Raw genomic sequence first — 26,355 nt, 5'->3', positions numbered from 1 at the left:
CCTGAATACGCGAAGGTACGCCTACACAAGGACTTATCCTCGTGCAGGCGTGTGTTTAGTTGCGTGTCGATTCAAAGAGGAACCAGCCGCGGCGCTGCGATTGGTCGATCCAGTTCTCCAAAAGACTCGCCGTCGCGACATCCTCCGCGTCGTCACAGAGCACATGGGCAGCGCGCATGCTCAAAACAAGCGCTTTCTCATCCTCATGCAGCTCGCTCAGCATGTCCTTCGGCGTAACGTACTCCGCATCGTTGTCGGCAATACGCTGCAAACGTGCGATCTGCCCGATCGAACGAATCGTTGTTCCCCCGATCTTGCGAACACGTTCTGCGATGTCATCGGTCATAGCAAAAAGCTGGTCGCCGTGATCGTCGAGCAGAAGATGATAGTCGCGGAAGTGAGGACCGCTCATATGCCAATGAAAGTTCTTCGTCTTGAGGTAAAGGGTGAAGACATCGGCCAGCAAAGCGTTGAGAGCTCCGGTGATATCTTTCACCGATTTGGCGTCGATATCCGAAGGTGTAGCCAACGGAGCCTTTTGGCGAGCGATAAGTTCAGCTGTGTTCGACATGTTTGTTCCTTTCCGAGTTAGGCAAGCGCTTCATACGCAATCGCCGTGTTCTGCGAGGAACAGCATCTGCGCGTCCCACGCGTGGATATTCGAGGGCCCAGAGGCGGGAAAGAGAAACTCCCTTTACCGGACCTCGGTACATAGGATAAATGCGGCCCACGTTCCGATTCGAATATCCTTCCTCCTACGAGGAACGGGAGTCCGGAAACAGCGACGCAGCAATCAGATCGCAGAAGTTCGGACTCCGGTACCCAGGAATAAAACGCTCGCAGACATCGGCCTTTACGGTACCAAAGGTCGTTCCGGGCTTATGGGCGAATCCACCAAAGAACGCCTGCACGATCCCCGCTTTGAAGTCCTCTCGCGGATACTGCGCGACGATCTCCTCGCGCAGCTCGGTGGGAAAGCCCTCGAAGCCTTCACCCAGCACGTCCAGACCGACACCGGTATACAGCAGCGCGACTTCGGGACGCATGTACTGCGTCACACCCGGCGTGGTGTGCAAGGCAATCGCCTCCCAGGCCGTCTGCACCTGCTCCTCCGGAATACCGTGTGAGGCCAGGAACCGCCGCGCAGCATTGGCGCCATCCACTTCAAAACGCTCGTCGGCGCTGGAGAACTCCTTGACCAGTCCCAGATCGTGAAAGGCAGCGCTGATGTAAAGCAGTTCAGGATCAAAATGCAATTTCTTCTCGCGTCCCTGCTCTGCAGCAAATAGATAGACGCGCAGCGAATGGTTGTAGATCAGGCTGGTGGCGTATGTGCGAAGGATCTCTGTGGCTTCCTTGGCGAGTTTGGAATCGGGAATCTGCAATAAAGCGTTCATCGTCGGCATGTTGTCTCTCCTCGTTTTTGCTTACAAGACCTACGTTAGGAGTCTTGTTCCCCGTACGCCACGACACAGAAACTGCATTTTCGGACATCACCTTTCGTACACTCAGACATGCGTCGAATCGTAATCACAGGTGCCGCACCCGTTCAGGTCCTCGATGTCACCGGGCCCCTCGAAGTGTTTTCAAGTGCTCCGGGTTACACCGTGGAACTCGGCTCCCCCGACGGCGCATCCGTTCTGGAAACGCATCGCGGAATCTCCTTAACCGGCGCCAAACCTCTGGAAGAGATAACAGGTCCCATCGACACGCTCGTGATCGCAGGCGGACTCGGTGCAGAGAGCGGAGTCTACGATGAAAAGCTTCTCGCATGGATCAGAGACGCAGCCTCGCGCTCACGCCGCATCGCCACCATCTGTACAGGTGCGTTTACCCTGGCTGCTACAGGTCTCCTCGACGGAAGACAGGCCGTCACGCATTGGAACTTTTGCGATCGTCTCGCCAAAGAATTCCCCGCCGTCCAGGTAAAACCGGATCCGATTTTTTTGAAAGACGGTTCGATCTACACCTCGGCAGGAATCACCGCCGGTATGGATCTCTCCCTCGCTCTCGTCGAAGAAGATTGCGGACACGCCGTCGCGCTGGAGATCGCGCGCCATCTTGTGATGTTTCTCGTTCGCCCCGGTGGGCAATCGCAGTACAGTCACATGCTCTCGCGGCAGGCGATCACCTCACAACCGCTACGCGAACTACAAGTTTGGATGCTCGAACACCTGCGCGACGATCTCACCATAGAGAGATTGGCCGAACGCATCGGCATGAGCGCACGTCACTTCACCCGCGTCTGTCTTCGCGAGACCCGCATGAATCCCGGCCAGTTCGTAGACCGCATGCGCGTAGAAGCCGCGCAGCAGCAGATCGACAGCTCTTCTCTCGGTCTCAAGGAGATCGCAGACACCTGCGGATTTGCCACAGCAGATGCCATGCGACGAACCTTCATGCGCGTGATCGGCATCTCACCCAGCGCTTACGCTACCCGCTTCAATCGGTCGCGAAATTTGAGCGATTGAATTACACGCTGCCCAGGAAAGCGAGAAGCTGCTTGAAGTAGACGGCCTGATCGTCCCATAAGGCCATGTGGCTTCCATTGGGACAGAAGGCATAACTGGCGTTCGGCATCATGGTCGCCATCTTTTTCATGTCGGCAGGATCCATCTCGTCGTAAGTCGCGCCCATCGTAAGTGTCTTCACTTTGATCTCATGGAGCCGGTCCCAGCGCTCCCAATCCTTCAGGTTGCCCGTCACTTCGAATTCGCTCTTGCCCTGCATCTGGTTGTAGATCTTCTGGTTTAAGTGGCGAAACGAACGGTCAAATGGTTCGGGCCAAGGCTTCGTGCGACAAAGCACCTGCGGGTAGAGGTTCTCCTCCACAATCCTTGAGTACTCGGGATTGTCATAGTCTTTCGCAGCTTCCAGTGCGTCCAATCGCGACCGCATCTCAGGCGAAAGCATCTGCGCTTTAAGCACGGCAATTCGCTTCAAATAAGACTGGATGCCCGCCGTCATATTCGAGATCACCAAACCGCGCAGATGCTGCGGATAAGTCAGCGCATACTCCATCGCGAGGATGCCACCCCACGAGTGGCCGTAGAGAACAAAGTGGTCCAGGCCCAGCCCGCGACGAACCTCTTCCACTTCGCTCAGGTAACGCGGCAAAGTCCAAAGCGCCGGGTCATCGGGAACATCGGAGTTACCCACACCAAGCTGGTCGTAGTAGTACATCTCGATGCCCGCCTGCGGCAGGAAGGACTCCATGGCTTCGAGATACTCGTGCGTTGCTCCAGGCCCTCCGTGCAGCAATAACACTTTGATCGGTCCGGAACCAATCCGCTTCGTCCAGACCTTATACTTGCCTCCTACGACGGGAATCATCTGGATACCCGCCATGCGGATTCCGCTTGGATTCAAAGCATCCCCGCGCGTGAGCAACTCCGAATTGGAGGTCTTCTGTGCGGAAACGAGCGATGGAGAAGCAGAGAATGCGGCCGCATAAGCAGAGTACTTCAAGACATCTCGGCGGTTCATGAGTCGTACTCCTCGGCTCGTAGAATATCCGGAGAGCAAGACTTCTACATCCCTCAAAAGGGTGAATCAGAGCATCCGTACCAAAAAGGAACGCTCGTCGCCCTCAAGAGGCGAGATCGCGATTTCGCCTCCCGCCCGTGCCACGAGCGAAGGAAACTTCTCTCCCCACTCCACTAGCACCAGCGCATCGGGCTCCGATTCCATCTCCTCCAGGCCGAGCGTGAGCAACTCCCGCTCCGTCTCCAGCCGATAAAGATCGAGATGATAAAGCCGCTTCGTCTTACCCTTATACTCATGCACCAGCGTGAACGTCGGGCTCGTAACATCCTCTGCCAGGGCCGCGCCCATCGCCTCGGCAATGCCCTTCACCAGGGTCGTCTTGCCTGCGCCCAACTCGCCGCGCAGAATCACCAGTCGCGGCGCAGGCAACATCAACTCATAGATCGTCTGGCCCAACGCCAGCGTGCCATTCACGCTGCGCGTCTTCAATCGTTTCTCAATCACTTCCGCAACCCCGCAATCCATTCAAATCCATCCGTGTCCTGCGAACGATACCGAAACGCAGCACTCAGATGTGCCACCGTATCCGTCGCCAGCACGCAGTGCTCATCCATCGCGTGCGCCGCAAAATCTCCGGCAAGACCATGCAGATACACCGCGGCATTCACCGCCTCCGCAACGTTCTCGCGATGCTGCGCCACCATCGCCGCAACAATGCCCGTAAGGATGTCGCCGCTTCCACCCTTCGCCATCGAAGGATTGCCGCTCGTATTGACCGCAACAGTCCCATCCGGATGCGCGACCAGCGTGCGCCATCCCTTCAGCACCAGCGTTAGCCCATGCTCCGTCGCAAACTTACGGGCAAGGTTCACACGGTCCGCCTCGACCTCTTTCACCGTCACACCGAGGAGCGTTGCCATCTCGCCTGGATGCGGTGTCAGTACCAAAGCTCCCCCACGTGCGCGCAGCAGATCCGTCTTCCCAGCGAACGCATTCAACCCGTCCGCATCGAGCACCAGAGCCTGCTTGGTCTCCGCAACAAACCGCCGCACAAACTCGCTCGCCTCACCCTCCGTCGAAATCCCCGGCCCCACGGCAAGCACGTCCATCTTCTCCGCCAGCTTCAACGCGATCTCCAACGCTGCAAGCGACAAGACCCCCTCCGCATCGTGGACCAGCGGAGCACACATCAACTCCGGTGTGATCGCCGCTACCGTCGGAAGAATCACGGCAGGCACCGCCACTGTCACCAGCCCCGCACCTGTACGCAGGCAAGCCAGCGAACTCATCGAAGGCGCACCCGCCTTCCCCAGCGCTCCACCGATAAGCAGCACGCGTCCAAACTTGCCCTTGTTCGAATTGATCGGCCGCACCTTCTCCGTCATTCGCTTCGAAGCTCCAGCCCACACCAGCCTCTGCTGCGACACCACAGCAGACTCCGGCGATCCAATTCCCACCACCACCACCGGCCCGAACACGCCCGGCGTCAGATGCCCCAGAACATGCGCCAGCTTCGGCGCGGTAAACGTCACTACGGCATCCGCGCGAAACGCTCCGGGAAACGTCTCCACTACCGAATCCGCATCCCATCCCGTCGGCAGGTCCACCGCCACCACCGGCACCTTCAACCCCGAAATGAGCTCGCGCAACACAACCGCATCGCCTCGCAGAGGAGCCTTGAAGCCCGTCCCCGTCACCGCATCCAGCAATAGATCCGCACCGGAGAGTAGAGCACCCAACCCCTCCGCTTCGAACGCAAACACCGCAACGCCTCGGCCGTCCAGCAGCGAGTAAGCATCCGCGGCCTCGCCCTTCAGCTTCGCCTCATCGCCCACCAGCAGCACCGCAACATCTACGCCCGCATCGGCCAGCACCTTGGCCGCAATAAAGCCATCGCCGCCGTTGTTGCCCGTACCGCACAGCACCGTAACCCTCTGCGCCTGCGGATACTGCGATCGCACAAACCGCGCCACCGACTCGCCCGCATGTTGCATCAGGGTCGCCATCGAGATACCCGCAGTCACGCTCGCGCGATCCGCCTCACCCATCTCCGCTGCCGTCAAAATCTTCATACACACCATTCAAGAGCCTTGCAGCGCACATGGCAAGGGCGCGGTCCATAGTGGCACCGCGCCCTTGATCCGCCAGTAGAAAGTCTTACTGTTGTCCCGGCCCAATCGCCGGAGTCGTTGCAGGCACCGTAGTATTCGAAGCCCGCAGGAAATAGCTTCTGTCCGCCAGTGCGCGATAGAACATACCGCTCAGTTCGGCAGCCTTCGGCCCAAACGTGGGACGTCCGCCCGTAAGGAAGAACACCGCCACGATGCGCCCGTTCGGCGTGTCCGCAAACGATCCAAACCAGCCGTACCGCGTGCCGTTGTTCGAGCACGTTCCCGTCTTGCCCATCACAGGAAACTCGGAAAAGTTAGCCCGCACACTGCGTCCCGTACCGTTGGAGAAGTTCACCGCGCCTGCCATACCGGGAAGGATCTCCGGAATGATCGGTCCAATGTTCAGCTGACGCTTCACCTTGGGAGAGAAGTTCGCAATCTCCTCCGGCGTAGTCGGATGTTGCAGATAATACAGCGTGCCGCCATTGGCAATCGCAGACACAATCGCGCCCAGCTGCATCGGCGTCATCGAGATGCCTTCGCCAAACGAACACATACGGCCCACGCCACCCTGCGACTTGGGAAGCTCTTCGCTCGGATACGTTCCCAACTGCTCGCCGCGCACGTTGTAGCCAGCCAGTTCGCCGAGACCAAGCTCGTTCGCATAATGCTTCACGCGCTCAAACCCAAGCTGACGTCCCAGCACTTCGAAGAACGGATTCACCGACTTCGCCAGCGCATGCGTCAGATCCAGGCTGTAGTGCCCACCGATATTCACCGGCGTGTCCTGCTTGATCAAACCCTCAGAGAGCGCCGCCAGCGCCACGCTCAGCTTGATCGTGGAGCAGGGCTCTGCACCCGGGCCCAGTGCAAGCTTCTGGTTCACCATTGCCAACAGACGACCCGTCTTGGGATCGATTGCCAACGCCGTTCCATTCATATTGCCCAACGCCTGGATCAGCGAAGCGCGCACAATCGGATCTTCTCCCGCGCTCACATCGCCCAGCGTCAGGTTGTCGACGTTCTCCGCAAACGACGGTGCCGAAAAATGCTCAGCCCAACGCACTTGTCGGCGTCCGTGTGAAGCCACAATAATGTTTTTGGCAGAAGCTCCGCGTCTGCCCCTGCGTCGCGCTCCAGCCACAACCGGGGCCGTGGCGGAACGTCTTCCATGCTGCAGGCGAGACATCTTCGCAGCCGCGCGAGGAGACTCGTGCACCCTTCCTACCTTGGCATGAGCACGCGCGCTACGCGCCGTCGCGCTCAACGTTCCAGTCGCCAACAGAACCAGGGCAAGTAGTACAGGCAAAACACTCAACTTCTTCATCCAGACTCCCGGGGCCACATACTTCCAATAGATCACGTTCAGACATCACTTCCAGATTCCGTGCATACGTCTAAAGTGTTAATTCGATCCGCGACGCAGAAACGCGGGGATATCCAATTCGTCATGATCGTGCGCAGGCCCTTCTGAAGAGACGCTGGCAAATCCCGGAACGCGTACGCCAGGTTCCGCCACGCCGCCACGCACCTCGGTCGCCGGATTCTCGTCCGCAGTGAAGACACGCGGCGGATTCTGCGAACGATTGGGAGCGTCGCGGTCTACAGTGGCCCGTGCAGAGCGCTGAAAGAAATCGTCATCGAAGATGGAAGCAGGCACCGGAACCAGTTCCTGCTCCGCTTCATCCAGAGCCGCGTTGGCACGCTGCATCGGCGACATCTCGGGCGAAACCGACTCTTCGCGCTCCTCGACCTCATCCACAGCGAATGGCGCGCGCTCTTCCGGCGCAGCAAAAACCTGCTTCGCAGCCTCACGCTCTTCACTGGCAAAGCGCACCGCAGTCGGAGCAGGCGTCACAATCGGAACAGCCACAGGGTTCACAGCCCGGCGCGTAATCGTCGGTTCGATGCGCGCTGCAGGCAGTCCGCTCTCCTGCAGCATCCGCTCGCGGCGATCATGCTGTTCTTCCTTGAATCCCGTAGCGATGACAGTGATCTTCACCTCATCGCCCATCGACTCATCCAGTACCGCACCAAAAATAATGTTCGCGTCCTCGTGCGCCGCATCTTGAATCAACGTCGAAGCCTCATTGACCTCGCTCAGCTTCAGCGAACTCGACCCCGTAATGTTGATCAGAATTCCGCGCGCTCCATCGATCGCACCGGCCTCCAGCAAAGGAGAAGCCATCGCCGCAATCGCCGCATTCCGCGCGCGGTCCTCGCCACTGCGAACGCCCGTCGCCATCACCGCATAACCCATGCCCGCCATCGTGGTTTTCACGTCGGCAAAATCGCGGTTGATGATTCCCGGAATCGTAATAATGTCCGAAATGCCCTGCACACCCTGCCTGAGAACATCGTCCGCAATACGGAAACTCTCGAAGAAACCAGCATCCTTCGCAACGGCCAGCAGCTTTTCGTTCGGGATCACGATGACCGTATCTACCGCTTCCAGAAGCTCCTGCAAACCACGTTCCGCCTGCATCATGCGGCGCTTGCCCTCAAAGCTGAATGGACGCGTCACGACCGCAACGGTCAACGCGCCCATCTCACTCGCCAGCGAAGCAATCACAGGAGCAGCACCGGTTCCGGTGCCGCCGCCCAAACCAGTCGTGACAAAGACCATGTCTGCGCCTTCGAGCGCCTCGATGATCTTGTCGGAGTCTTCCAGCGCCGCGCGTCGGCCCACGTCAGGATTCGCACCCGCGCCCAGACCACTCGTCAGCTTTACGCCTAGTTGCAGCTTCACCGGTGCGCGCGAGGTCTTCAGCGCCTGCACATCGGTATTTGCGGCGATAAACTCAACCCCCTCAACACCAGCTTCGATCATGCGGTTGACGGCGTTATTGCCTCCGCCGCCCACACCAATCACTTTAATGCGCGCTCCACGCGGCATCTCGTCTTGGTACTGGATCCGAAGGTCGTCGTCAGGCAGCATGGTCGGGGGTTCTCCTAGAAAACTTTGGCGCGATTCGGCGTGGCTCAATCTCATTCACCGATCGTCATTCCGCATCTTCATTCTGGCACGTCACACCCTGCGGACGCCCGTTGAAAACAGGCGAACGTGCCTGACTTGGTACATCTCGCCCTACAACTTCCGTCACGACAACCAGATCCTCAGGAAACTCAAAACACGGGTGCCCCACACATCGCTCTCTTTGCGATGTGTGGGTTATACGCAAGGCCCATCCTTCGCTCAAAAAGCGATCCCCGTCAAACCGCCGACGCAATCCGCCCTCGTCCCGCCGAAACAAGGTTCGTCAGCCCAACCCCGGCCAAAACAAGGATCCCTCCAATGATCTGTGCACCACCAACGCTCTCTCCAAACAGAACGAGAGCAATCACCGCCGTAAGCGGCGCAATCAACAACAGCGTCACGGACGTAACCGTAGAAGACAGATGCCCCAGCGCATACGTCAGAAAAAAGTACCCCAGCAACTGGCAAACAACCGCCAGCCCTAAAAGCGCAGCCAGGGCCTTCGTATCCGGAATACGAAGAGACGTATGCGTGCCCAGGTTATAAAACAAAAGCGCCAGCGTGCTTCCAAGAAAGGAAATACCCAGCAGCAGCTCCGTTCTCACGCGCTCCCGCAATCTTCCCGTGATCACGAGATAAGCCCCGAAACAAAACGACGCGCCCACAGCCATCCAGTCCCCTGAAGCACTTCCCGCAAACCGCGCTCCGTCCGCGCGAAAGATAAAGATGGAACCAGCCATCGCAATCCCCAGCCCCATCCAGAACGCAATGGAAGGCCGCCGACGCCAGATCGCCCACGTAAGCAGCCCGACAAACAAAGGCGCATTGTTCGCGAATAGAGTAGCGATCGCAGCAGACGTCTTCAAAACCGCGCTGTTGAACAAAGCGACGTCCGCCCCAAAGAACGCGCCCCCGAGCAACCCCAGAAGAACTGCGGAGCGCCGCATGGAGACAAGCTCCCGCCTGAATCGAAGAAGGAAAAAACTAAGCGCAATCAACGCAAACAGTAACCGATAAAAGGCAGAAGCTGGCCCCGGCATCGAAGTCCATCGGACAAAGATCGCCGACCACGCAATGCAAAAGACCCCGCCTGCAAGCGCACCATAGGCGCGCAGCTCCCGGCTTTTCCCCGCTCCACTCACCGCTTAGAAGCTGCCCGCAAAGATCGCCTTCAACTTCGCTTTCAGACCAAGCTCTTCGCTGGCCTTCCGCACCTGCGTGCGGTGCGTGTACAGCAGCATCCCAATCGCCGTGGCGAACTCGGGCTTCGCCAGTTCAGGAGGCATCCGCGACAACGGCACCGGAGTTCCGATCCGCGCAGGCGTGCGCAGCAGACTCTCCGCGACATCCAGCAGGCCTGCAAGATTCGCTCCCCCACCGGTCAACACACAGCCAGTTCCAAGGGCTTCCAGAACACCGCCCTGCCGCAGATTGTCCCGCAACATCTGGAACAACTCACGCGCACGCGGCTCCAGGATCTCCGCCAAAAATCTCTGCCGTACCAGCCGGGGAGTGCCGCCACCCGTCGCCAGGTTTCCGCCAATCTCAATCTCGTTCAACGACGGCACGCTCGTCACTACGCAGTTGCCGTACATCAGCTTCAACTCTTCGGCCTCGTCCACCGGGACATGAAGTCCTACCGCGAGATCGTTCGTGAAGTGATCTCCACCAATCGGCAGCACCGCCGTATGCGCGACCGAGCCCTCAAAGAAGACCACCAGCTCCGTCGTGCTCGCGCCGATGTCGGCGAGACAGACACCAAGCTCACGCTCATCCGCGCTCAATACGCTCTCTGCCGAAGCAATTCCCTCGTACACCGTGTCGATCACTTCCAGACCGGCACGATTCGCGCACGTCACCACACTCTGGGCTACGCCGCCGCTGCATGTCGAAAGATGCAGGTTCACCTCAAGCTTCGTCCCCACCATCCCAATCGGATCGTGAATGCCCGGCTGATCGTCCAGGATGAACTCCTGCGGCAAAAGGTGCAGAATCTCACGGTCGGCAGGCAGAGCGACACTGCGCGCACGGTCTACGGCTGCACGAACCTCTTCGCGTGTAATCTCCCGCATCCGGCTTCCCATGCTGATGCCGCCGCGCGAGTTCACACCGCGCACATGCGTTCCGCCTACGCCGACGACGGCCGTCTCAATCCCAACTTTGGCGATGCGCTCCGCCGTCAGCGCGGCCTTATTGATCGCTTCAGCCGCAGGTCCAAGCTCCGCGATCAGTCCCTTGCGCATGCCGCGCGACTTTTCAATCCCGTGTCCGCGATACCGAAGAACGCCATCCTGCAGCTCTGCCACCAGGACGCAGCTCTTCGCGCTCCCGGCATCCAGCACTGTGATCAGATTGTCGCTCTTCTCCAAGTCGCTACTCCACCCGCCCGGTCTGACCAGGGGTCATAGGTGCGATGCGAACAGGAGCCCCAGTCGATGTATGCGGCACTGCACTCTTCTGCGCCTGGCGAACCTTCTCGCGCTGCGCCATCCACAACTTGATCGCCGCAACCCGCTTCGCCGAAGCCGCCGCCTTCGCATCCGACACCTTGGCTGGTGCAGCAGGCTTCTTTGGCGCAACTGTTTTGGCGACCGCAGGAGTCTTCTTCTCCGCGTCGATTACAGGAGCGGAGGGCGCTGGTTTATTGGCCTGCACTTTGTTGGACTGTACGACGGCCAAAGGAGCAGCCTTGACAGCAGTCGGTGCAGTCGAAGAAACGGGCGCGGGAGCATTTGCGGACGAAGTTCCGCCGCCACTCGCATTCTGAGGCATCTGCAGAACGACCTGCCGCTCATACCGCATATCCACACTCGCCAGCCGCGGATACTGCTGTCTCCACTCCGGCATATGCTCCTGCATGCGGTGAAAGCGGTCCAGAAAATTCTCTTCGCCAAAGTGGACCAGCACCTCGGTGTTGTGGTCCGGAATCAGCGCCTTCACATCCTCAGGATCGGACAAGTCCACTTCACTCAACTGTCCGCTAAGCTTCGCGTCGCCACCATCCAGCTCCTGGATGAAACGCGTATACAGCTTCATCCGCGGAGCGCGCGTGCTCAACGGCTCCTGCGAACTGATGCCCGTCACCACAGGAAACGAATAATTCGGATTTCCCGGAGAGTCTGCGGGAAGGTTCAACAGAACACCGTGGACGTCCACCATACCAATCGTGCCGCCCTGGCGCACAAAGGCTACCGGCGTCCGCTCCACCACGTGGACGCGAATGCGATTCGGAAGCAGCCGCATCACGCTGGCGTGCTCCACCCACGGCATGGTTTCCAGTTCCGTCCGCCGCTCCGCCAGCGGAACGTGAAAAATATTGCGGTCCACATCTTCACCAAAGACACTCAGCATCTGAGCCCGCGAAACGTGACTATTCCCGTCGATCTCAATCGCCTGCGAAGACGGGATCAGAAAATGCTCGTCATGCATCAAGAAGCGCGAAGTCGTCCACACGGCAGCTCCCATACCGCCCAGGAAAAGCGCCAGCGCGGAGCCAGCAGCGATCCTTCCCCACTTGGTCTGTGGAATCAGTCCTCGGCGGATGCGCCGTCCCCGACCCGTCGAACGCAGAAATGCGGCCGTGTCTGCATCGTCGGAGAAGTCTTCCACCATCTCCCGACGCGGACGCGGAGGTTCGGGCCTGCGCACGTCACCCCGGGACCAGCGCGTCTCGTTTTCCGGGACGAACTTGTCCTCCGGCGTATCCAGCACGGCCGAAGCACGCTTTCCTATGACATCTTTTGTCCGCATGGGCCTCTGAGCAAGAGATCGCGGGAATCGCCAACCTTGAATATATCCAACCCCACCTACAACCGCATCAACGCATTCAAGGGGTACCCGCCAAGGAACGACTCCTCAAAACCTGTGCCCCATTCTTTCGCGCTCTTTGCGAAAGGGTGGGGTCGCGCGGAGCGCACAAACCAGAGGCTTCAGGAAGTACGGTCTTTTCGGCTGTTTTAATTGTAGCGATTCAAGGTAGGTAAAACGGCAATTTGGAGGGACTCTATTACTCATGCTTTCTACCGTTTGCGAGGAAAATCTCTTCGGAAGGGCTTGACAGGTTTTTGTGGACTGGCTCCCGCGGTGGCTTAGCTAAAAACAGGAAAAGCAGATCTCTCCGCTACGCGACGATAAAGCTGTCGCTCCGGTCGAGATGACGGAGGCTTCACCCGCCGCCCCGCACATATCACACCACCATCATTTCGACCGACCGCGTAGCGGGAGCGGAGAAATCTGCTTTTGTTATGCGCCGAAGGCGCATACGATCGCGCGCCGCGCGATAACAACAGATCTCTTCGCTCCGCTACGGGATGACAAAAGAGACTAAACCAAAGCCAACATCAACATCCCACTGGCCTGCGAGACATTCCCCGCACCCATCGTCAAAATCACATCCCCATCCCGTGCCTCCGAGACCAACCTCCCCACAGCCTCCTCAAACGATCCGGCGTACTCCGCCCGAGTCCCCTGCATCTGCGCCACCAGCGCCTCCGCCGTCACACCCACAATCGGCTCCTCATTCGCTGCATAAATATCCACCACCTCCACCAGGTCCGCATCCCCAAAAGCCGTGGCAAACTCCTCCATCAGCTCTGCGGTCCGCGAGTATCTATGCGGTTGAAACAGCACCAGAACCCGGCCATAGCCGCACTCCCGCGCCGCCTGCAGGGTGGCCCGCACCTCGGTAGGATGGTGCCCATAATCGTCCACCACCGTTACCCCACGAACCACGCCCTTCACCTGAAAACGCCGATCCACACCTCGAAAAGCCTCCAGCCCTTCGGCGATCTGAGAAGGCGCGATCCCCAGCTCCACACCAATCGCCACCGCTGCTGTCGCATTCAAAACATTGTGCTTACCCGGCACATGCAACCGAAACGGCCCAAGCAGCAGCCCCTTCGTGTTCACTTCAAAGACCGCATGGCAGTCGGAATCTTTCGGCAACATGCGCAACTGGAAATCGGCATCCGGACTCTCGCCATAGGTCATCACACGCCGCCGAACGCGCGGCAAAATCGCCCGCAGCATTGGGTCGTCGATACAGGCGGTTGTCGCCCCATAAAACGGCACGCGATCCATGAACTCCACAAACGCTGTCTCGACATCCGCCATATCGCGATACGCGTCCATGTGCTCGCGGTCCAGATTCGTCACCACCGCCAGAATCGGCGAAAGCTTCAGGAAGCTGCGGTCGCTCTCATCGGCCTCCGCCACCAGGTAGCGTGAGTTCCCCAGACGCGCATTCGAACCCAGCGCATTCACCCGCCCGCCGACCACCACCGTCGGGTCCAATCCGCCACCCGCCAGAACGCTCGCCACCATGCTCGTCGTGGTCGTCTTCCCGTGCATACCGGCAATGGCGATGCCGTACTTCAGCCGCATCAACTCCGCCAGCATCTCGGCCCGATGGATGATCGGCGTTTTGCGAGAGCGCGCCTCCACCACCTCAGGATTGCTCTTCGCAACAGCGGAACTCGTCACGATCACGTCCGCGTCGCGTGCATTGGCCGCATCGTGCCCCAGAAAGATCTTCGCGCCCATCCCCTGCAACCGCTCGGTCACCGCGTTCGACCGTAGGTCCGACCCCGAGACGGGATACCCCATCGTCAGCAGGATCTCCGCGATCCCGCTCATGCCAATGCCACCAATACCGATAAAATGAACCCTCTGCTGACCCGATGCGAACATCCCAAAACTCTATCAGCCAGAGGTCGATGCCAAACGTGCAGACGCCAATCCGCGCCATTACCTCGCGCAACCCTTTTGATATTTCCGTGTTCTATAAAACATGAGCCGGACCAAGGCGAGATTCACCAGCCGGTAACATGCCGATAGCCTCTCGCAACCGCAGTTCGATCAGCGGCCCGCGAAGAAAGCGAAGGCAGGGAGTAAGAGATGGGCTACAACAATCGCATTAAACAAATCGCCGGCAAAGTTTTCTTCGCGGCAGTTCTCGTGGCCTTGCCCCTGAGCGGAATTACGACCCTAAAGGCCGAAGCACAGGTAGCCATCTCGGCCAACATTGCTCCGCCTCCTATCCCGGACTATGAGCAGCCCTACTCTCCCGGAGACGGCTATATCTGGACGCCTGGCTACTGGGCCTGGGACCCCGCTGCTGGCGATTACTACTGGGTAGACGGCGCATGGGTTCAGCCTCCGTACGTCAACGCTCTTTGGACTCCTGGATACTGGGGGCCCTACGGTGGCGGCTATGGATGGTGCCCGGGATACTGGGGAACCAGCATCGGCTACTACGGTGGCATTGACTACGGCTTCGGCTACTTCGGCGTCGGCTTCTATGGCGGCTACTGGAGGGGCGGACACTTCTGGTACAACTCGTCCGTCAACCGCTTCCGTCCCGGCTTCGGCGGCCACTTCTACAACGGCGGCTTCGGCGGACACAATGGCTTCCACCCCGGCGGTCGGAGCTTCGCAGACAATCGTGGCGGCGGCTTCAACGGCAACCGCGGCGCAACCATCAATGGAAACCGCGGTGGCGGCTTCAACGGGCAGAACAATGAAAACCGTGGTGGCTTCGGCGGCCAGAACAACGGCAACCGCAGCAACTTTGGCGGACAACAGGGTAACGTCGGCCATGGCTTTGCCCAGGGCGGAAATGTGAACCGCGGTGGATTCGGCGGGCAGCCGGGTAACACCGGACGCAGCTTCTCTGGCGGACCACAGGGCGGCAATACGGGCCGCAGCTTCTCAGGCAGCGCACCTTCCGGCGGCGGAGCACGTAACTTCTCTGGCGGCGGTGCATCCTCTGGCGGCTTCGGTGGTGCTCGTCCCAGCGGCGGTGGCTTCAGCGGCGGTGGTGGCGGTGGCTTCCACGGTGGTGGAGCAGGCGGCGGTGGAGCCCACGGTGGTGGTGGCGGCGGACATCGCTAAACCATCCGCACCAAAGAACAAAGAGGGCCGGGAGAGATCCCGGCCCTCTTCTTTTGCGCAAGTCTCTATCGAGCCAATCCCACCACCATGGCACCGATCTCTTCCAACGCATGAGGGTGCGCCATCGCCCGCGCTGCGGCACTCATCTGCTCCAGTCGAGCAACGTCCAGCAGAAGGTCATGCAGCATCGTCGTGAGCAACTCCGGAGTCATCTCGCGTTCCGGCAACCAGATCGCCGCTCCACCCGCCTGCATTGCCTCGGCATTGCGGCTCTGGTGATCGTCCGCAGACTGCGGAAACGGCACCAGGATTGAAGGCCTTCCCGCAGCACACAACTCCTCCACAGTTCCGCCGCTTCGGCAGAGGATCAGATCCGCTTTCGCCATCGCGGCAGGCGTATCCTCCAGAAACGCATAGACCTCGTAGCGCCGGGGATCTACCCCCTCGCGCAGATAGGCCTCCCGCGTCGATTCGGCGTGACGCTCGCCCGCCTGATGGCCAATCGTAAGTCCCGGAACCTTTTCCAGCAGGTCTGTCGCGATCTTTGGCATGATTTCATTCAGTCCCCGCGCGCCCTGCGATCCACCCAGAATCAGCAGTCGTGGCGGAGCATCGACCTTCGGCCCGATGGCGAAAAACTCCGCACGCACCGGCCTTCCCGTCACCTTCGCGTTCCGAAAAAACCGCTTCGTCGTCTCGAAAGAGATCGCCGCCGCGCTTACATACTTCCCGATATATCGATTCACCATCCCCGGTTCGGCATTGGGTTCGAAGACCAGCGTCGGAATACGGCGAAAGATCGCAGCCAGCATCCCCGGCCCGCTCGCATACCCGCCCACCCCAACGACGACATCCGGTCGAAACTCCCGCAACAACCGCATCGCAGAGAACACACCACGCGGCAGGTTCAGCAAAGTCTTCGCCCGCGTAAGCAGCCCTACATTCTTCAGCATGCCAACCTGCACATACGAGATCGCAAACCCGGCCTCAGGAACCAGCCTCGTCTCCAGCCCACGTTCTGTCCCAAGAAAATGGACCTCAGCGCCATGCGCATCCCGCAACTCCCGCGCAATTGCTAGCGCCGGGATCACATGCCCCCCCGTCCCGCCACCAGCCATCAAAACCCTGAGCTTGCTGACTCGCTGACCCGCTGACTCGCTGACTCGCTTCACCTAATCGATCTCACGCGAAATATTCAGAAGCACACCCATCCCGGCCAGCGTAATAAACACGCTCGTTCCACCGTTGGAGATGAACGGCAGCGGAATCCCCTTCGTCGGCAGCAGCGCGAGAACGACGCTGATATTGAAAAACGCCTGAATCAGAATCGCCGTCGTCAGCCCAAATGCCATGAACCGTGCAAACGGATCGGTGGTGAGAAACGCCGTGCGCAGGCCGCGATATCCCAACATGCAGAAGAGCGCCACCACAAACAAGGCTCCAATCAGCCCAAGCTCCTCGCAGACATTCGCAAAGATAAAATCCGTGTGCGGCTCCGGCAGGTAGAAGAGCTTCTGGATGCCCTCCATCAGTCCATGTCCGTAAACACCGCCCGTTCCCACAGCGATCAGCGATTGCAGAATATGGAATCCACTGCCGCGCGGATCGGCCTCAGGATTCACGAACGCCAGCATGCGCGCGCGTCTCCACGCCACGTGAAACAACAGGTAATAGAGCACCGGCGCAGCACCGGCAAATCCAATCAGGAAGTACCTCGTCTGTGCACCTGCGAGATACAGCATCAGCACGAGCACGCCCGCACAGACCATCGCCGTTCCCAGATCCGGCTCCTTCAAAATCAGAGCGATAAAGAAGAGTGGAGGTGCTGCGGCCCGCAGGATCGTTCCCTTCCAATCCTCCATCTGGTGAATCCGCGTCTGCAGAAAATACGCCAGAAACAGCACCAGCACAGGCTTCGCCAGTTCGCTCGGCTGGAACGACGCGCCGCCAAACTTGATCCAGCGATGGGTATTGTGCGAATCCCGCATCGCAAAGACGACGGTCAAACAAAGCGCCGTGATACCCACTGCGGGAAAGACGACCTTGGGGTTGTTGTAGAGGCGATAATCCACCTTCATCAACAGCACCATGGCGACCAGACCCAGACTTGCCCAGATTGCCTGCCGCGTCACAAAAAAGTACGGGGAACCGAACATCGACTTCGCCATCACCGCGGACGCGGAAAAGACCATCACCAGTCCAAAGAGGACCAGCAACAGCACCGTTCCGAACAACCACTTGTCCACGCCAACGCGCTTTGCCATACTGCTTTCGCTTACCTCTTGATCTCTGTCACGAACCGGACAAACTCGCGTCCGCGATGCTCATAGCTCTCAAACTGATCGAAGCTCGCACACGCTGGCGCCAGCAGAACCGTATCGCCCGCCTTGGCATCCTCTGTCGCCAACGCTACGGCGCGCTCCAGGGTCTCCGCATGTTTCAGTGTCATCACACCCGCCAGCTGCGTCTCTATCTTTTCCGCAGCCGAACCTATGGTGTAAACAGTGACTACCCGTTCGCGGAGCAGATCGTTCAGCTCCGTGTAGTCCGAACCTTTATCTTTGCCACCTAGAATCAGGAGGACATTACCCTCAAACGAAGCAAGCGCCTTCGCCGTCGCATCCACGTTCGTCGCCTTGGAATCGTTGTAATACTTCACCCCTGCGACCTCCGCGACAAACTGCAACCGGTGGTCTACTGCCTTGAAGCCGCGCACACCCTCGCGAATCTTCTCACTCGAAACACCCGCGAGCCTGCAGGCGCACACCGCCGCCAGCACGTTCTCCACGTTGTGCGCTCCCACCAGAGGAATCTCGCTCACCGGCATCACCGGCTCCGCCTTGCCACCCTCGCGCGGAAGAAACAGGATGCTGTCGCCGTGCACAAACGCGCCCTGCTTGATCGGCCTGCGCGGCGAAAACCAGAAGATCTGCGCCTTCGTCTTCGCTGCCACCATCTGCGTCGGCTTGTCCTCCGCGTTCAGCACAAGGAAATCCGCAGGCGTCTGCATCTCCGTAATGCGCGTCTTCGCCTCCGCGTACTTCTCAAACGTCCCATGCCGGTCCAGATGGTCGGGCGTGATGTTCAACACCACGGCGATCTTCGGAGCGAAGGTCTCCACCGTCTCCAACTGGAAACTGGAGATCTCCAGGACACTCCACGTCGTATCGGTACTCTCGGCCACCATCTCCACGACCGGCAGACCGATGTTTCCACCCACCAGTGTGGGCACACCCGCTCCGCGCAGAATCTCTCCGATCAACGAAGTCGTCGTCGTCTTCCCGTTCGACCCCGTAATGGCAACGACACTTCCATTGAGAAACCGCGAAGCCAGTTCCACTTCGCCAATCATCTCCACGCCCAGCGCCCGAACCTGTTTCAACTCCGGCGTATCCATCGGCACACCGGGGCTTACCACGATCAGGTCCTGCCTGCGAAACGTCAGCAGACCGTGTCCGCCCGTCTCCACCGCAGCGCCCATCGCCAGCAACTCCGCAATCGGCCCAGACAGCAATGTGGAAGGGCGCGCGTCGCTCACGGTCACGATCGCCCCACGCGCGCGTAAAAACCGCGCCGCCGCAAGGCCGCTCTTCCCCATACCCACGACGAGAACGCGTTTGCCCTTCAGTTCCATCGTTACCTCAACTTCAATGTTGTCAGAGCAAACAGTGCAAAGACCAGAGCCATAATCCAGAAGCGCGTGATCACCTTGCTTTCGCTCCATCCGCCCAGCTCAAAATGATGGTGAAGCGGAGCCATGCGGAAGATCCGCTTCCCTCCGCGCAACTTGTAGCTGCCCACCTGCAGCATCACACTCACCGCTTCCAGGATGAAGACGCCACCGATAAAGGGCAGCAGAAGCTCCTGCTTGATGATCACCGCTACCGTAGAAATAGCACCCCCCAGAGCGAGCGAGCCGACATCGCCCATAAAAATCTCTGCCGGATGCGCGTTGTACCAAAGGAACCCGATACTCGCCCCCACCATCGCTCCGCAGAAGACCGTCAACTCTCCCACCAGCGGCATGCGCTGCAATTCGAGATAGTCGCTGAAGACCACGTGACCGCTGACATACGTCAGCATCGTCAGCGCGCCCGCCGCCACAATCGTGCATCCGATCGCCAGCCCATCCAGGCCGTCCGTCAGATTCACGGCATTTGAACTGAAAGAAATCACCAGCATCACGAAGATCGTGAAGGGAATGAACGCCAGCCAGGACAGATGCGGGATGTGCCCCATCCACGCCCAGATCAGGTCGGGTTTGTAATTTTTGAGGAACGGCACCACCAGCCGCGTAGAGTAGCTTCCCCGTGAGCGCAGATAGAGCAGCGCCGCCGCCACACATCCGCTGGCAAGAAACTGCAGCAACAGCTTTTGCTTGCTCGTCAGACCAAGGTTCCGCTTATGCACGACCTTGATGTAGTCGTCCGTAAATCCGATGGCCGCAAACGCCAGCGTTGAAAGCACCGCCACCCAGATAAAGGGATTGCTGAGATCGCTCCAAAGCAGCGTTGGCACCAGGATCGAGATGCAGATGAGGACACCACCCATCGTCGGCGTGCCGCTTTTCTTCTGGTGGCTCTCCGGTCCTTCTTCGCGGATGTACTGCCCAATCTGGAATTCGCGCAGCCGGTCAATAACAAACGGCCCGATCAAAAGCCCGATCAGAAGCGCCGTCAGGCTCGCAAACCCTGTCCGCAGGGTGAGATAGCGAAAGATACGGAAGACGCGGAAGTAAGGAAAAAGCTTCTGATACAGCAGCCAATAGAGCAAAAGGATCCTCCGCAGCAAGCGCGCATGCGTCCTTCAAAATCCTATTCGCCCATCGCCTGTGAACATCGCAGCAAATCGCCCGGGTGCCGTCGCAGGTTCCCGCCAGAGAGAGACCCTTCACTTGTCCGGACTGTTCCCTTCGCGGGAAAGGCTTTGCAGGATCTCTTTTCTGAGCCTCAAAACCACACTGGCATCCCTGTCCGCTATCTCCGAGATGACGTACTCAGCCGAGCTGCCGAGAACCTGTGCGCTCTCCGACGGCGTCAGATGGTAGTCCTGCACCAGCCACTGGACCATTCCTGCAGTCGCCCGCCGCGTAGCGTCGTCCAATGAGCCAGCGAAGCCGAGCGCCGCGAGATGCGTGGCGGTCTCTACCCTTGGTGTGGCGATTCGCTTCTTTGGGATTACGTCGACTGAAAATTCCACGTCCATCGAGGTCTCCAGCGCCCACTCCGTGGTCTCCCCGTCTCCCATCGCGGCATGGCCATCGCCCAGGTAGAGCAAAGCGCCCGGCTGCGTCACAGCCAGGTAAACCGTCGATCCCTCGACGACTTGGTTGTAGTCCATATTGCCCCCGTATCTTCCCTGTTCCCCTGTCGAGAAGGGAGCGAAACCAAAATCCGGAGCAACTCCGACACAACCCAACATCGGGCGCAAAGGAACGGCGAAGTGGGCGAGATGCCCTGTAGCGCTCTCCGGAGTCGCAACGCCACGCTCCACATCCAGCTTCCAACGAACGCTATTTCCCAGACTCTCAGCCTTCACGGCGAGCGCCGAAGTCTTCGCCCGTTCCGCGATCGCATCCAGACTGTCGGCGTAGCCGCGATTGAGCCGCAGATGCCTCACGTGAACCGCCAGAACGTCTCCTGGCTCCGCTCCACCTACGTAAAACGGCCCAGTCTGCGGGTTTCCGTAAAGCGCCTGCGTTATGCCGTGCTCATCCACGCCGCCAGAGTCGAGCGTCGTGGTGTGAATTGTATCCCCCGGCCAGATGGTCAGTACCGGGTCCGTATCCGCCGAAAACTGGTTGAAAAACTTTGTCGGCTTGAACTCAATGGACCGCGGAGGACCGGCCAGCCGATCCTCCAGGACACGCCCCGTAAATGCATGTTGCACGTGAAGGTTTAGATCGGTTGATCGCGTTACGCTCAGCACCCCGGTCATTCGTTCTTCACGAAGACTGCCCTGGAGATCGTAAAGCGTATTCTGCGGGTCTCTCGCCAGAAAATGAATCCGGCCTTTCTCCAGGGTTCCCTGAAGCGGATCTCCGTCAAAGGTTCCTTTGAGGTTCGTTCCATCCAGAGTGAGAGTCAGTCGCCGATAAAGATGGTTTCCATATAAATCAGTCGAAGTCAGCCATTGTTTCGGAAGTGCAGCCTGTGCGGAACCCATAGAGCAGCCTGCGAGGATCCCCGCGACTCCGAGCAATAAACTGCGAAGAAACCTGGCGCGCGCCAGGCTCGTACGGATCTTCTTCATACGAACGTTATACGGCCGCCAGCGCGATTGGTTCCGACCAGGTCTGCGCGAAGGCTCAGGCCTCAGCGGCCTCCAGCAACCCTTCAGCCGCCTTCGTCAACTCCCAGACCAGGTGAGGACGGCCGCCCTCTTCCTCAGCTTGCTGGAGGATCGAGATCGCAATTCCGAGCCACTCCACCGCCCGTCCACTGGCATCTTCCTGGGCGTGCTCCACACGGGAGAGCACCTTCTCCACATCAACGTGACCCACATCTCCCAGATCCGAAGGCTGGCGCTCCCAGGCCTCATACATGCCACCCAGCGCCAGATGCTCACACGCCCGAGCCAGTCCGGTCGCCACGTCCACATCGTAACGATCGCCCGACGCCAGAGCCGCGTCGTAGGCCTGTGTTGCTTCCTGTAATAGAGCACGAAGATCTCCGCCGGAGTGGTCTTCCAGCAGAGCTACGACAGACCCCGTGCGCTCCAGGTGATGGAAGGCCCTGTCCAGATCGTGCTTCTTCCCACCATGCAGAGGCGCGGCTTTCTTAACTGCCTTCTTGGCTGCCTTCTTTGCTGCCTTTTTGGCCGCCTTCTTTGCAGCTTTCTTGGCTGCTTTCTTCGAAGCCAGCCCCAAGGTCTCACGCAGCGACTTCTCAGAGTCGATCTTCAACGCGTGCGGAGCCGCCTTCTTGGCAGACTTTTTCGCAGCCTTCTTCACTGCTTTTTTAGGAGCCGAGATCGCCCTGCTTCCGCTTTTGCCGCCGCCCACTGCCAGTTCTTTAACCATGCCAGTAGGATGCGCCTTTACCCCACCTCTGCGTCAACCTCATCCTCGACGAGCGAAGCCAGTGCCTTCTCCAGCCGCACACCACGCGAGGCTTTAAGCAGGACTACATCTCCCTCGCGCAAGTTCGCCTTCATCCACGCCCCGGCCTCTTCGGGCGTCTTCACGAAGAGCGCCTCTGCGCCGCTCATCTTCGCTACCCCGGCAAGGCTTTCCGCAAATCCGCGCACACCCACCACAACATCCACACCGCGCTTCGCCATCTGTCGCCCGGAGGCCGCATGCAGCTTCCCTGCATCCTGTCCGAGTTCCAGCATCTCGCCCGCGATCACAATATGTCGGCCTCCCTCGATCGCCATCAGGGCATCCACCATAGCTTCCAGCGCGCGAGGGTTGGAGTTATACGAATCGTTGATCAAACGCGCTCCGTGCCACTCGATCATCTCGCCGCGCTTGTCGCTGGGCACCACGCTGTCGAGCGCAAAAACACACTCGCCCAACGTCATCCCGCTCTCCAACCCCACGGCAATCGCCGCCAATGCGTTGTAGACGTTGTGCTCACCAAGCAAGGCGATGCGTGCGCGCATCTTGTCGGCTACGCGACCCTCGCGCGCCGTCACCTGCACTACAAACTGCATTCCCTCCAGGCCAACGTTCTTCACTTCCACACCGCGCACATCGGCAGTCTCACTCAACCCGAACATCCTTGCTTCATGCCCCTCCCCGAAGGTCGAAACAAAGACATCATCGGCGTTCAGGAACGCGACCCCGGCAGCAGGAAGAGCATCGACCAGTTCCTTCTTCGCCCGCGCAATCCCCTCCATCCCGTCCGCAAAAAACTCAAGATGCACCGCCGCCACATTGCTCACTACGGCCCAGTCCGGCTCTGCGATCTTCGCCAGAGTCGCGATCTCCCCGGCATGGTTCATCCCCATCTCAATCACGGCCACCTGGTGTTCTTTTTCGAGACGCAGCAGCTGCAAAGGCACACCGAAGTGGTTGTTCAGATTTCCCGCGGACTTCAGCACCTTGAACTTCGCCGCCAGCACCGCCGCGACGCACTCCTTCGTCGTCGTCTTCCCCGCGGAACCCGTCACGCCGATCACGCGCCCGCCCCAGCTCTTGCGCACCTCACGCGCCAGCTTCTGCAACGCGCTCAAAACACAGTCTTCCCCATCGGGGACACGCAGCAATTTGCAGGGATCCACTTCCGCGGAAACCACCCACCGCATACTGACCACCGCAGCCACCGCTCCGGCCTCAAGCGCGGTCTTTACAAACTCGTGCCCGTCGAAGCGCTCGCCCATCACAGCAAAAAACAACTCACCCGCGCCCACCGTCCGCGAATCAATGGAATACCCCACCACCTCGTCGGTCGAAACAAACTCGCCCTCCGCGTGGATCCAATCCGCTACCTGCCCCAACGTCAGCTTCATCGCACTCTCCTGAACAACACTTAGAATAGACACAGCGCAGAAAGGCCGTCCGTTGATCCCAGAAAACAAAATTGACCCAACCGACCGCTACTCGCGCCAGACCCTCTTCTCCCCCATCGGCCTCTCGGGCCAGCAGAAACTCAAGAATGCCCACGCCGCCGTCATCGGCGTAGGAGCCACCGGTGCTGCCGCCGCATCGCTTCTCGCCCGCGCAGGCGTCGGCACCCTGACACTCATCGATCGCGACTTCGTCGAGCCCTCCAATCTCCAGCGTCAGGTCCTCTTCACCGAAGCCGACGCCCTGGAGTCTCTTCCCAAGGCCGAAGCCGCCCGCCGTCGTATCGCCGACTTCAACTCCGAGGTCACCGTCCACGCGCATATCGCTGACCTTACCCCCACCAATATCCACGCCCTGCTCGGCGACGCGGACATCCTCCTCGATGCCACAGACAACTTCGAAACCCGTTATCTTCTCAACGACTACGCCGTCCAGCAGCAAAAGCCGTGGATCTATACCGCTGCCATCGGCTCCTACGCCGCCACAATGAACATCCTGCCCGCGGACCTCGGAGAGACCAAACGGACCGCCTGCCTGGCCTGCATCTTCCCTGCACCGCCGTCGGGCGTCGTGGAAACCTGCGACACCGCCGGCATTCTCAACACCGCCGTCAACCTCGCCGCCTCGCTCGCCGTCACCGAAGCCCTCAAGCTCCTCACCGGAAACGCCCCGGCCCTGCGGCGCACGCTCTTTTCGCTGGATCTCTGGACCGGCGACCACTCCGAGATCCGCACCGGCACCCCTCGGGCCGACTGCGAGATCTGCGCCCACCACCGTTTCCCGCATCTCCAAGGCGCAGGCCGCCCTCAGATCACCCTCTGCGGACGGAACTCTGTCCAAATCCACGAACACAAGCGCCCCGTCGACCTGCAGGAACTTGCCGCGCGCCTCTCCCCCCACGGAGCCGTCCGCTTCAACCAGATGTTGCTTCGCTTCGAACGCACGCCGCACACGCTCACCGTCTTTGCGGATGGCCGGGCACTGATTCAGGGCACTACAGACGTCGCCGTAGCGCGATCCCTCTATGCGCGCTTCATTGGTTCGTAAATTCTTTTCGTGGCGTAAATAGGCAACCTTACAGCCCTCCATTCCTTCCAACTCACCAGACGAAGCTCCCGTCGCCGGTGAACGCGGCCGCCCCGTTGATTTATCCTGTAAATGCGTGGGCTTTGTACAACAAACAGGAAGCGAAGATTCCTGACCAGGAATCTTCAGGACTGAGAAGCGCATGCAGGTGCAAGTTCAAGGAATGACCACAACCAACGCAACGCCCGGCTTATTTAAGCGGAACCCTCCCATCGCGGGCGAAGCAGAAGCGATCGAGAAAGCAAAAAACGGCGACGCCGATGCTTTCTCCAAGCTTTACGCCCTGCATAAGCGTCGCGTTTACACGCTTTGCCTCCGTATGCTCGGCAATGTCTCTGAAGCCGAGGACATGACCCAAGAGGCCTTCCTCCATCTGTATCGCAAACTCGGCAGTTTCCGTGGCGAAAGCGCCTTCTCTACCTGGCTGCATCGCCTGACGGTGAACCTAGTCCTGATGCACCTGCGCAAGAAGGGCCTGCAGCTCGTCTCGCTCGAAGAGACCATCAATCCCTCCGAGGAAGATGCGCCCAAGCGTGATTTCGGCAGCCGCGACCCTCATCTTTCCGGCTCCGTGGACCGTGTCGCGCTGGAACGTGCCGTCGCGACCCTGCCTCCCGGGTATCGCCTTGTCTTCGTCCTGCACGATGTCGAAGGCTTCGAGCATAACGAGATCGCGGGCATGCTCGAATGCTCTACCGGAAATAGCAAATCACAGTTGCACAAGGCTCGGCTGAAGCTCCGCGAAATCCTTCGTCAGAACGAACAGGCCATGCCAAAGCAGGAGGCCGCGAAGTGACCGAAAACATCGAACTGAATATGACCTCCGAGGAGTTTCTCAACCAGCTCCCTGAGCTGTTTTCCAAGTCCTCCGGTTCACGCATCTCCGAGGATCCGCGCTATGCACGCATTCTGCGCGAAAATCCGACCTGCGCTGAACTCGTGCGCGATCTCGAGTACATCGCCGAACAGGCTCGCATGCTCCTGGAGCCTGAAAACGAAATCGACCCCTCCCCGGAACTCTGGAGCAAAATCCAGAACTCCCTCGAAACCGACAAGAGCAAGATCGATTAGTTCTGCTGAATCCGACACGAAGCCCCACTCCAACGAGTGGGGCTTTTTGTGCCTTCGCCCTTGCAACCCCCAAAGCAATGCGCGTACATTTATTTTCAGAATGATGTGCAGCTTCCAGACCGCCTGCTTTACCTTCCGTTACTGGTATCCAGTAGCGGCCCGTGCGGAATCTGCCCGAAATCCTCTCTAAATTCAGAGATGAATCTCAGAATCCTCCGAGC

General features: G+C 59.4%; 23 protein-coding genes. 5 read left to right on the top strand and 18 right to left on the bottom strand.

Translation table 11 applies throughout. From position 1 onward, the window contains the following. Positions 1–55 precede the first annotated feature (55 nt). Both ACIPR4_RS04650 and ACIPR4_RS04645 read right to left on the bottom strand, forming a co-directional pair. Positions 56–571, bottom strand: coding sequence for a Dps family protein (locus ACIPR4_RS04650; protein WP_013567496.1), 516 nt, complete (start codon positions 569–571; stop codon positions 56–58). 184 nt (positions 572–755) lie between these two features. Then, on the bottom strand, positions 756–1,406 hold the full coding sequence (locus ACIPR4_RS04645; protein WP_013567495.1) for an HD domain-containing protein: 651 nt from the start codon (positions 1,404–1,406) through the stop codon (positions 756–758). Between the two features lie 108 nt (positions 1,407–1,514). Between ACIPR4_RS04645 and ACIPR4_RS04640 the strand changes: the two genes are divergently transcribed. Beyond that, positions 1,515–2,471: a GlxA family transcriptional regulator gene (locus tag ACIPR4_RS04640; RefSeq protein WP_013567494.1), complete on the top strand. Its 957-nt coding sequence runs from the start codon at positions 1,515–1,517 to the stop codon at positions 2,469–2,471. Between the two features lies 1 nt (position 2,472). Here ACIPR4_RS04640 and ACIPR4_RS04635 read toward each other — a convergent pair whose 3' ends face one another. The 9 genes from ACIPR4_RS04635 to murC form a co-directional block, all read right to left on the bottom strand. Then, complete coding sequence (locus tag ACIPR4_RS04635; RefSeq protein ID WP_013567493.1) at positions 2,473–3,486, bottom strand: proline iminopeptidase-family hydrolase; 1,014 nt, start codon at positions 3,484–3,486, stop codon at positions 2,473–2,475. 66 nt (positions 3,487–3,552) lie between these two features. Further along, a complete protein-coding gene (tsaE, locus tag ACIPR4_RS04630) occupies positions 3,553–4,011 on the bottom strand; it encodes a tRNA (adenosine(37)-N6)-threonylcarbamoyltransferase complex ATPase subunit type 1 TsaE (RefSeq protein ID WP_013567492.1) in 459 nt (152 codons plus the stop codon). Beyond that, positions 3,987–5,558, bottom strand: a complete 1,572-nt coding sequence (locus tag ACIPR4_RS04625) for a bifunctional ADP-dependent NAD(P)H-hydrate dehydratase/NAD(P)H-hydrate epimerase (RefSeq protein WP_041585922.1) — start codon at positions 5,556–5,558, stop codon at positions 3,987–3,989. Before ACIPR4_RS04625 ends, tsaE begins: the two co-directional genes overlap by 25 nt. 85 nt (positions 5,559–5,643) lie before the next feature. Beyond that, positions 5,644–6,924, bottom strand: coding sequence for a penicillin-binding transpeptidase domain-containing protein (locus ACIPR4_RS04620; protein WP_013567490.1), 1,281 nt, complete (start codon positions 6,922–6,924; stop codon positions 5,644–5,646). A 78-nt stretch (positions 6,925–7,002) separates the two neighbouring features. Then, a complete protein-coding gene (ftsZ, locus tag ACIPR4_RS04615; RefSeq protein ID WP_013567489.1) occupies positions 7,003–8,535 on the bottom strand; it encodes a cell division protein FtsZ in 1,533 nt (510 codons plus the stop codon). Positions 8,536–8,810: 275 nt separating this feature from the next. Beyond that, entirely contained in the window at positions 8,811–9,716 is a 906-nt protein-coding gene (locus ACIPR4_RS04610) for a DMT family transporter (protein ID WP_013567488.1), read from the bottom strand. A 3-nt stretch (positions 9,717–9,719) separates the two neighbouring features. Next, positions 9,720–10,943: a cell division protein FtsA gene (gene ftsA / locus ACIPR4_RS04605; RefSeq protein ID WP_013567487.1), complete on the bottom strand. Its 1,224-nt coding sequence runs from the start codon at positions 10,941–10,943 to the stop codon at positions 9,720–9,722. A 4-nt stretch (positions 10,944–10,947) separates the two neighbouring features. After that, complete coding sequence (locus ACIPR4_RS04600; RefSeq protein ID WP_013567486.1) at positions 10,948–12,324, bottom strand: cell division protein FtsQ/DivIB; 1,377 nt, start codon at positions 12,322–12,324, stop codon at positions 10,948–10,950. Positions 12,325–12,897: 573 nt separating this feature from the next. Continuing rightward, positions 12,898–14,262 carry a UDP-N-acetylmuramate--L-alanine ligase gene (murC, locus tag ACIPR4_RS04595; RefSeq protein ID WP_013567485.1) on the bottom strand — a complete coding sequence of 455 codons (1,365 nt, stop codon included), beginning with the start codon at positions 14,260–14,262 and terminating at the stop codon, positions 12,898–12,900. A 207-nt stretch (positions 14,263–14,469) separates the two neighbouring features. Here murC and ACIPR4_RS21435 point away from each other — a divergent pair, with 207 nt between their 5' ends. After that, positions 14,470–15,465: a YXWGXW repeat-containing protein gene (locus ACIPR4_RS21435; protein ID WP_013567484.1), complete on the top strand. Its 996-nt coding sequence runs from the start codon at positions 14,470–14,472 to the stop codon at positions 15,463–15,465. A gap of 65 nt (positions 15,466–15,530) precedes the next feature. Here the strand turns inward: ACIPR4_RS21435 and murG are convergent, their stop codons facing one another. From murG to ACIPR4_RS04550, 7 genes are all read right to left on the bottom strand, one after another. Further along, on the bottom strand, positions 15,531–16,637 hold the full coding sequence (murG, locus tag ACIPR4_RS04580) for an undecaprenyldiphospho-muramoylpentapeptide beta-N-acetylglucosaminyltransferase (protein ID WP_245536452.1): 1,107 nt from the start codon (positions 16,635–16,637) through the stop codon (positions 15,531–15,533). After that, entirely contained in the window at positions 16,638–17,729 is a 1,092-nt protein-coding gene (gene ftsW / locus ACIPR4_RS04575; protein WP_013567482.1) for a putative lipid II flippase FtsW, read from the bottom strand. 11 nt (positions 17,730–17,740) lie between these two features. Beyond that, positions 17,741–19,099 carry a UDP-N-acetylmuramoyl-L-alanine--D-glutamate ligase gene (murD, locus tag ACIPR4_RS04570; RefSeq protein WP_013567481.1) on the bottom strand — a complete coding sequence of 453 codons (1,359 nt, stop codon included), beginning with the start codon at positions 19,097–19,099 and terminating at the stop codon, positions 17,741–17,743. Between the two features lie 2 nt (positions 19,100–19,101). After that, a complete protein-coding gene (gene mraY, locus ACIPR4_RS04565) occupies positions 19,102–20,238 on the bottom strand; it encodes a phospho-N-acetylmuramoyl-pentapeptide-transferase (RefSeq protein ID WP_013567480.1) in 1,137 nt (378 codons plus the stop codon). Between the two features lie 117 nt (positions 20,239–20,355). Beyond that, complete coding sequence (locus tag ACIPR4_RS04560) at positions 20,356–21,717, bottom strand: acetamidase/formamidase family protein (protein ID WP_013567479.1); 1,362 nt, start codon at positions 21,715–21,717, stop codon at positions 20,356–20,358. Between the two features lie 55 nt (positions 21,718–21,772). After that, on the bottom strand, positions 21,773–22,486 hold the full coding sequence (locus ACIPR4_RS21430; protein WP_013567478.1) for a hypothetical protein: 714 nt from the start codon (positions 22,484–22,486) through the stop codon (positions 21,773–21,775). 17 nt (positions 22,487–22,503) lie between these two features. Next, complete coding sequence (locus ACIPR4_RS04550) at positions 22,504–23,919, bottom strand: UDP-N-acetylmuramoyl-tripeptide--D-alanyl-D-alanine ligase (protein WP_013567477.1); 1,416 nt, start codon at positions 23,917–23,919, stop codon at positions 22,504–22,506. Positions 23,920–23,971: 52 nt separating this feature from the next. Between ACIPR4_RS04550 and ACIPR4_RS04545 the strand changes: the two genes are divergently transcribed. The 3 genes from ACIPR4_RS04545 to ACIPR4_RS04535 all read left to right on the top strand — a co-directional run bounded on the left by ACIPR4_RS04545 (position 23,972) and on the right by ACIPR4_RS04535 (position 26,134). Then, positions 23,972–25,024 (top strand): ThiF family adenylyltransferase, encoded by a 1,053-nt coding sequence (locus tag ACIPR4_RS04545; protein ID WP_013567476.1) that lies wholly within the window; start codon positions 23,972–23,974, stop codon positions 25,022–25,024. A gap of 181 nt (positions 25,025–25,205) precedes the next feature. Beyond that, the gene (locus ACIPR4_RS04540; protein WP_013567475.1) at positions 25,206–25,859 is read left to right on the top strand and encodes an RNA polymerase sigma factor; all 654 of its coding nucleotides are present in this window, start codon (positions 25,206–25,208) and stop codon (positions 25,857–25,859) included. Further along, positions 25,856–26,134 carry a hypothetical protein gene (locus tag ACIPR4_RS04535; RefSeq protein WP_013567474.1) on the top strand — a complete coding sequence of 93 codons (279 nt, stop codon included), beginning with the start codon at positions 25,856–25,858 and terminating at the stop codon, positions 26,132–26,134. Before ACIPR4_RS04540 ends, ACIPR4_RS04535 begins: the two co-directional genes overlap by 4 nt. The last annotated feature ends 221 nt before the right edge of the window (positions 26,135–26,355 follow it).

The sequence above is a fragment of the Terriglobus saanensis SP1PR4 genome, assembly GCF_000179915.2.
Lineage (GTDB): Bacteria > Acidobacteriota > Terriglobia > Terriglobales > Acidobacteriaceae > Terriglobus > Terriglobus saanensis.
Note: the sequence above shows the minus strand (reverse complement) of the source record. Positions and strands in the feature narration are given on the sequence as shown.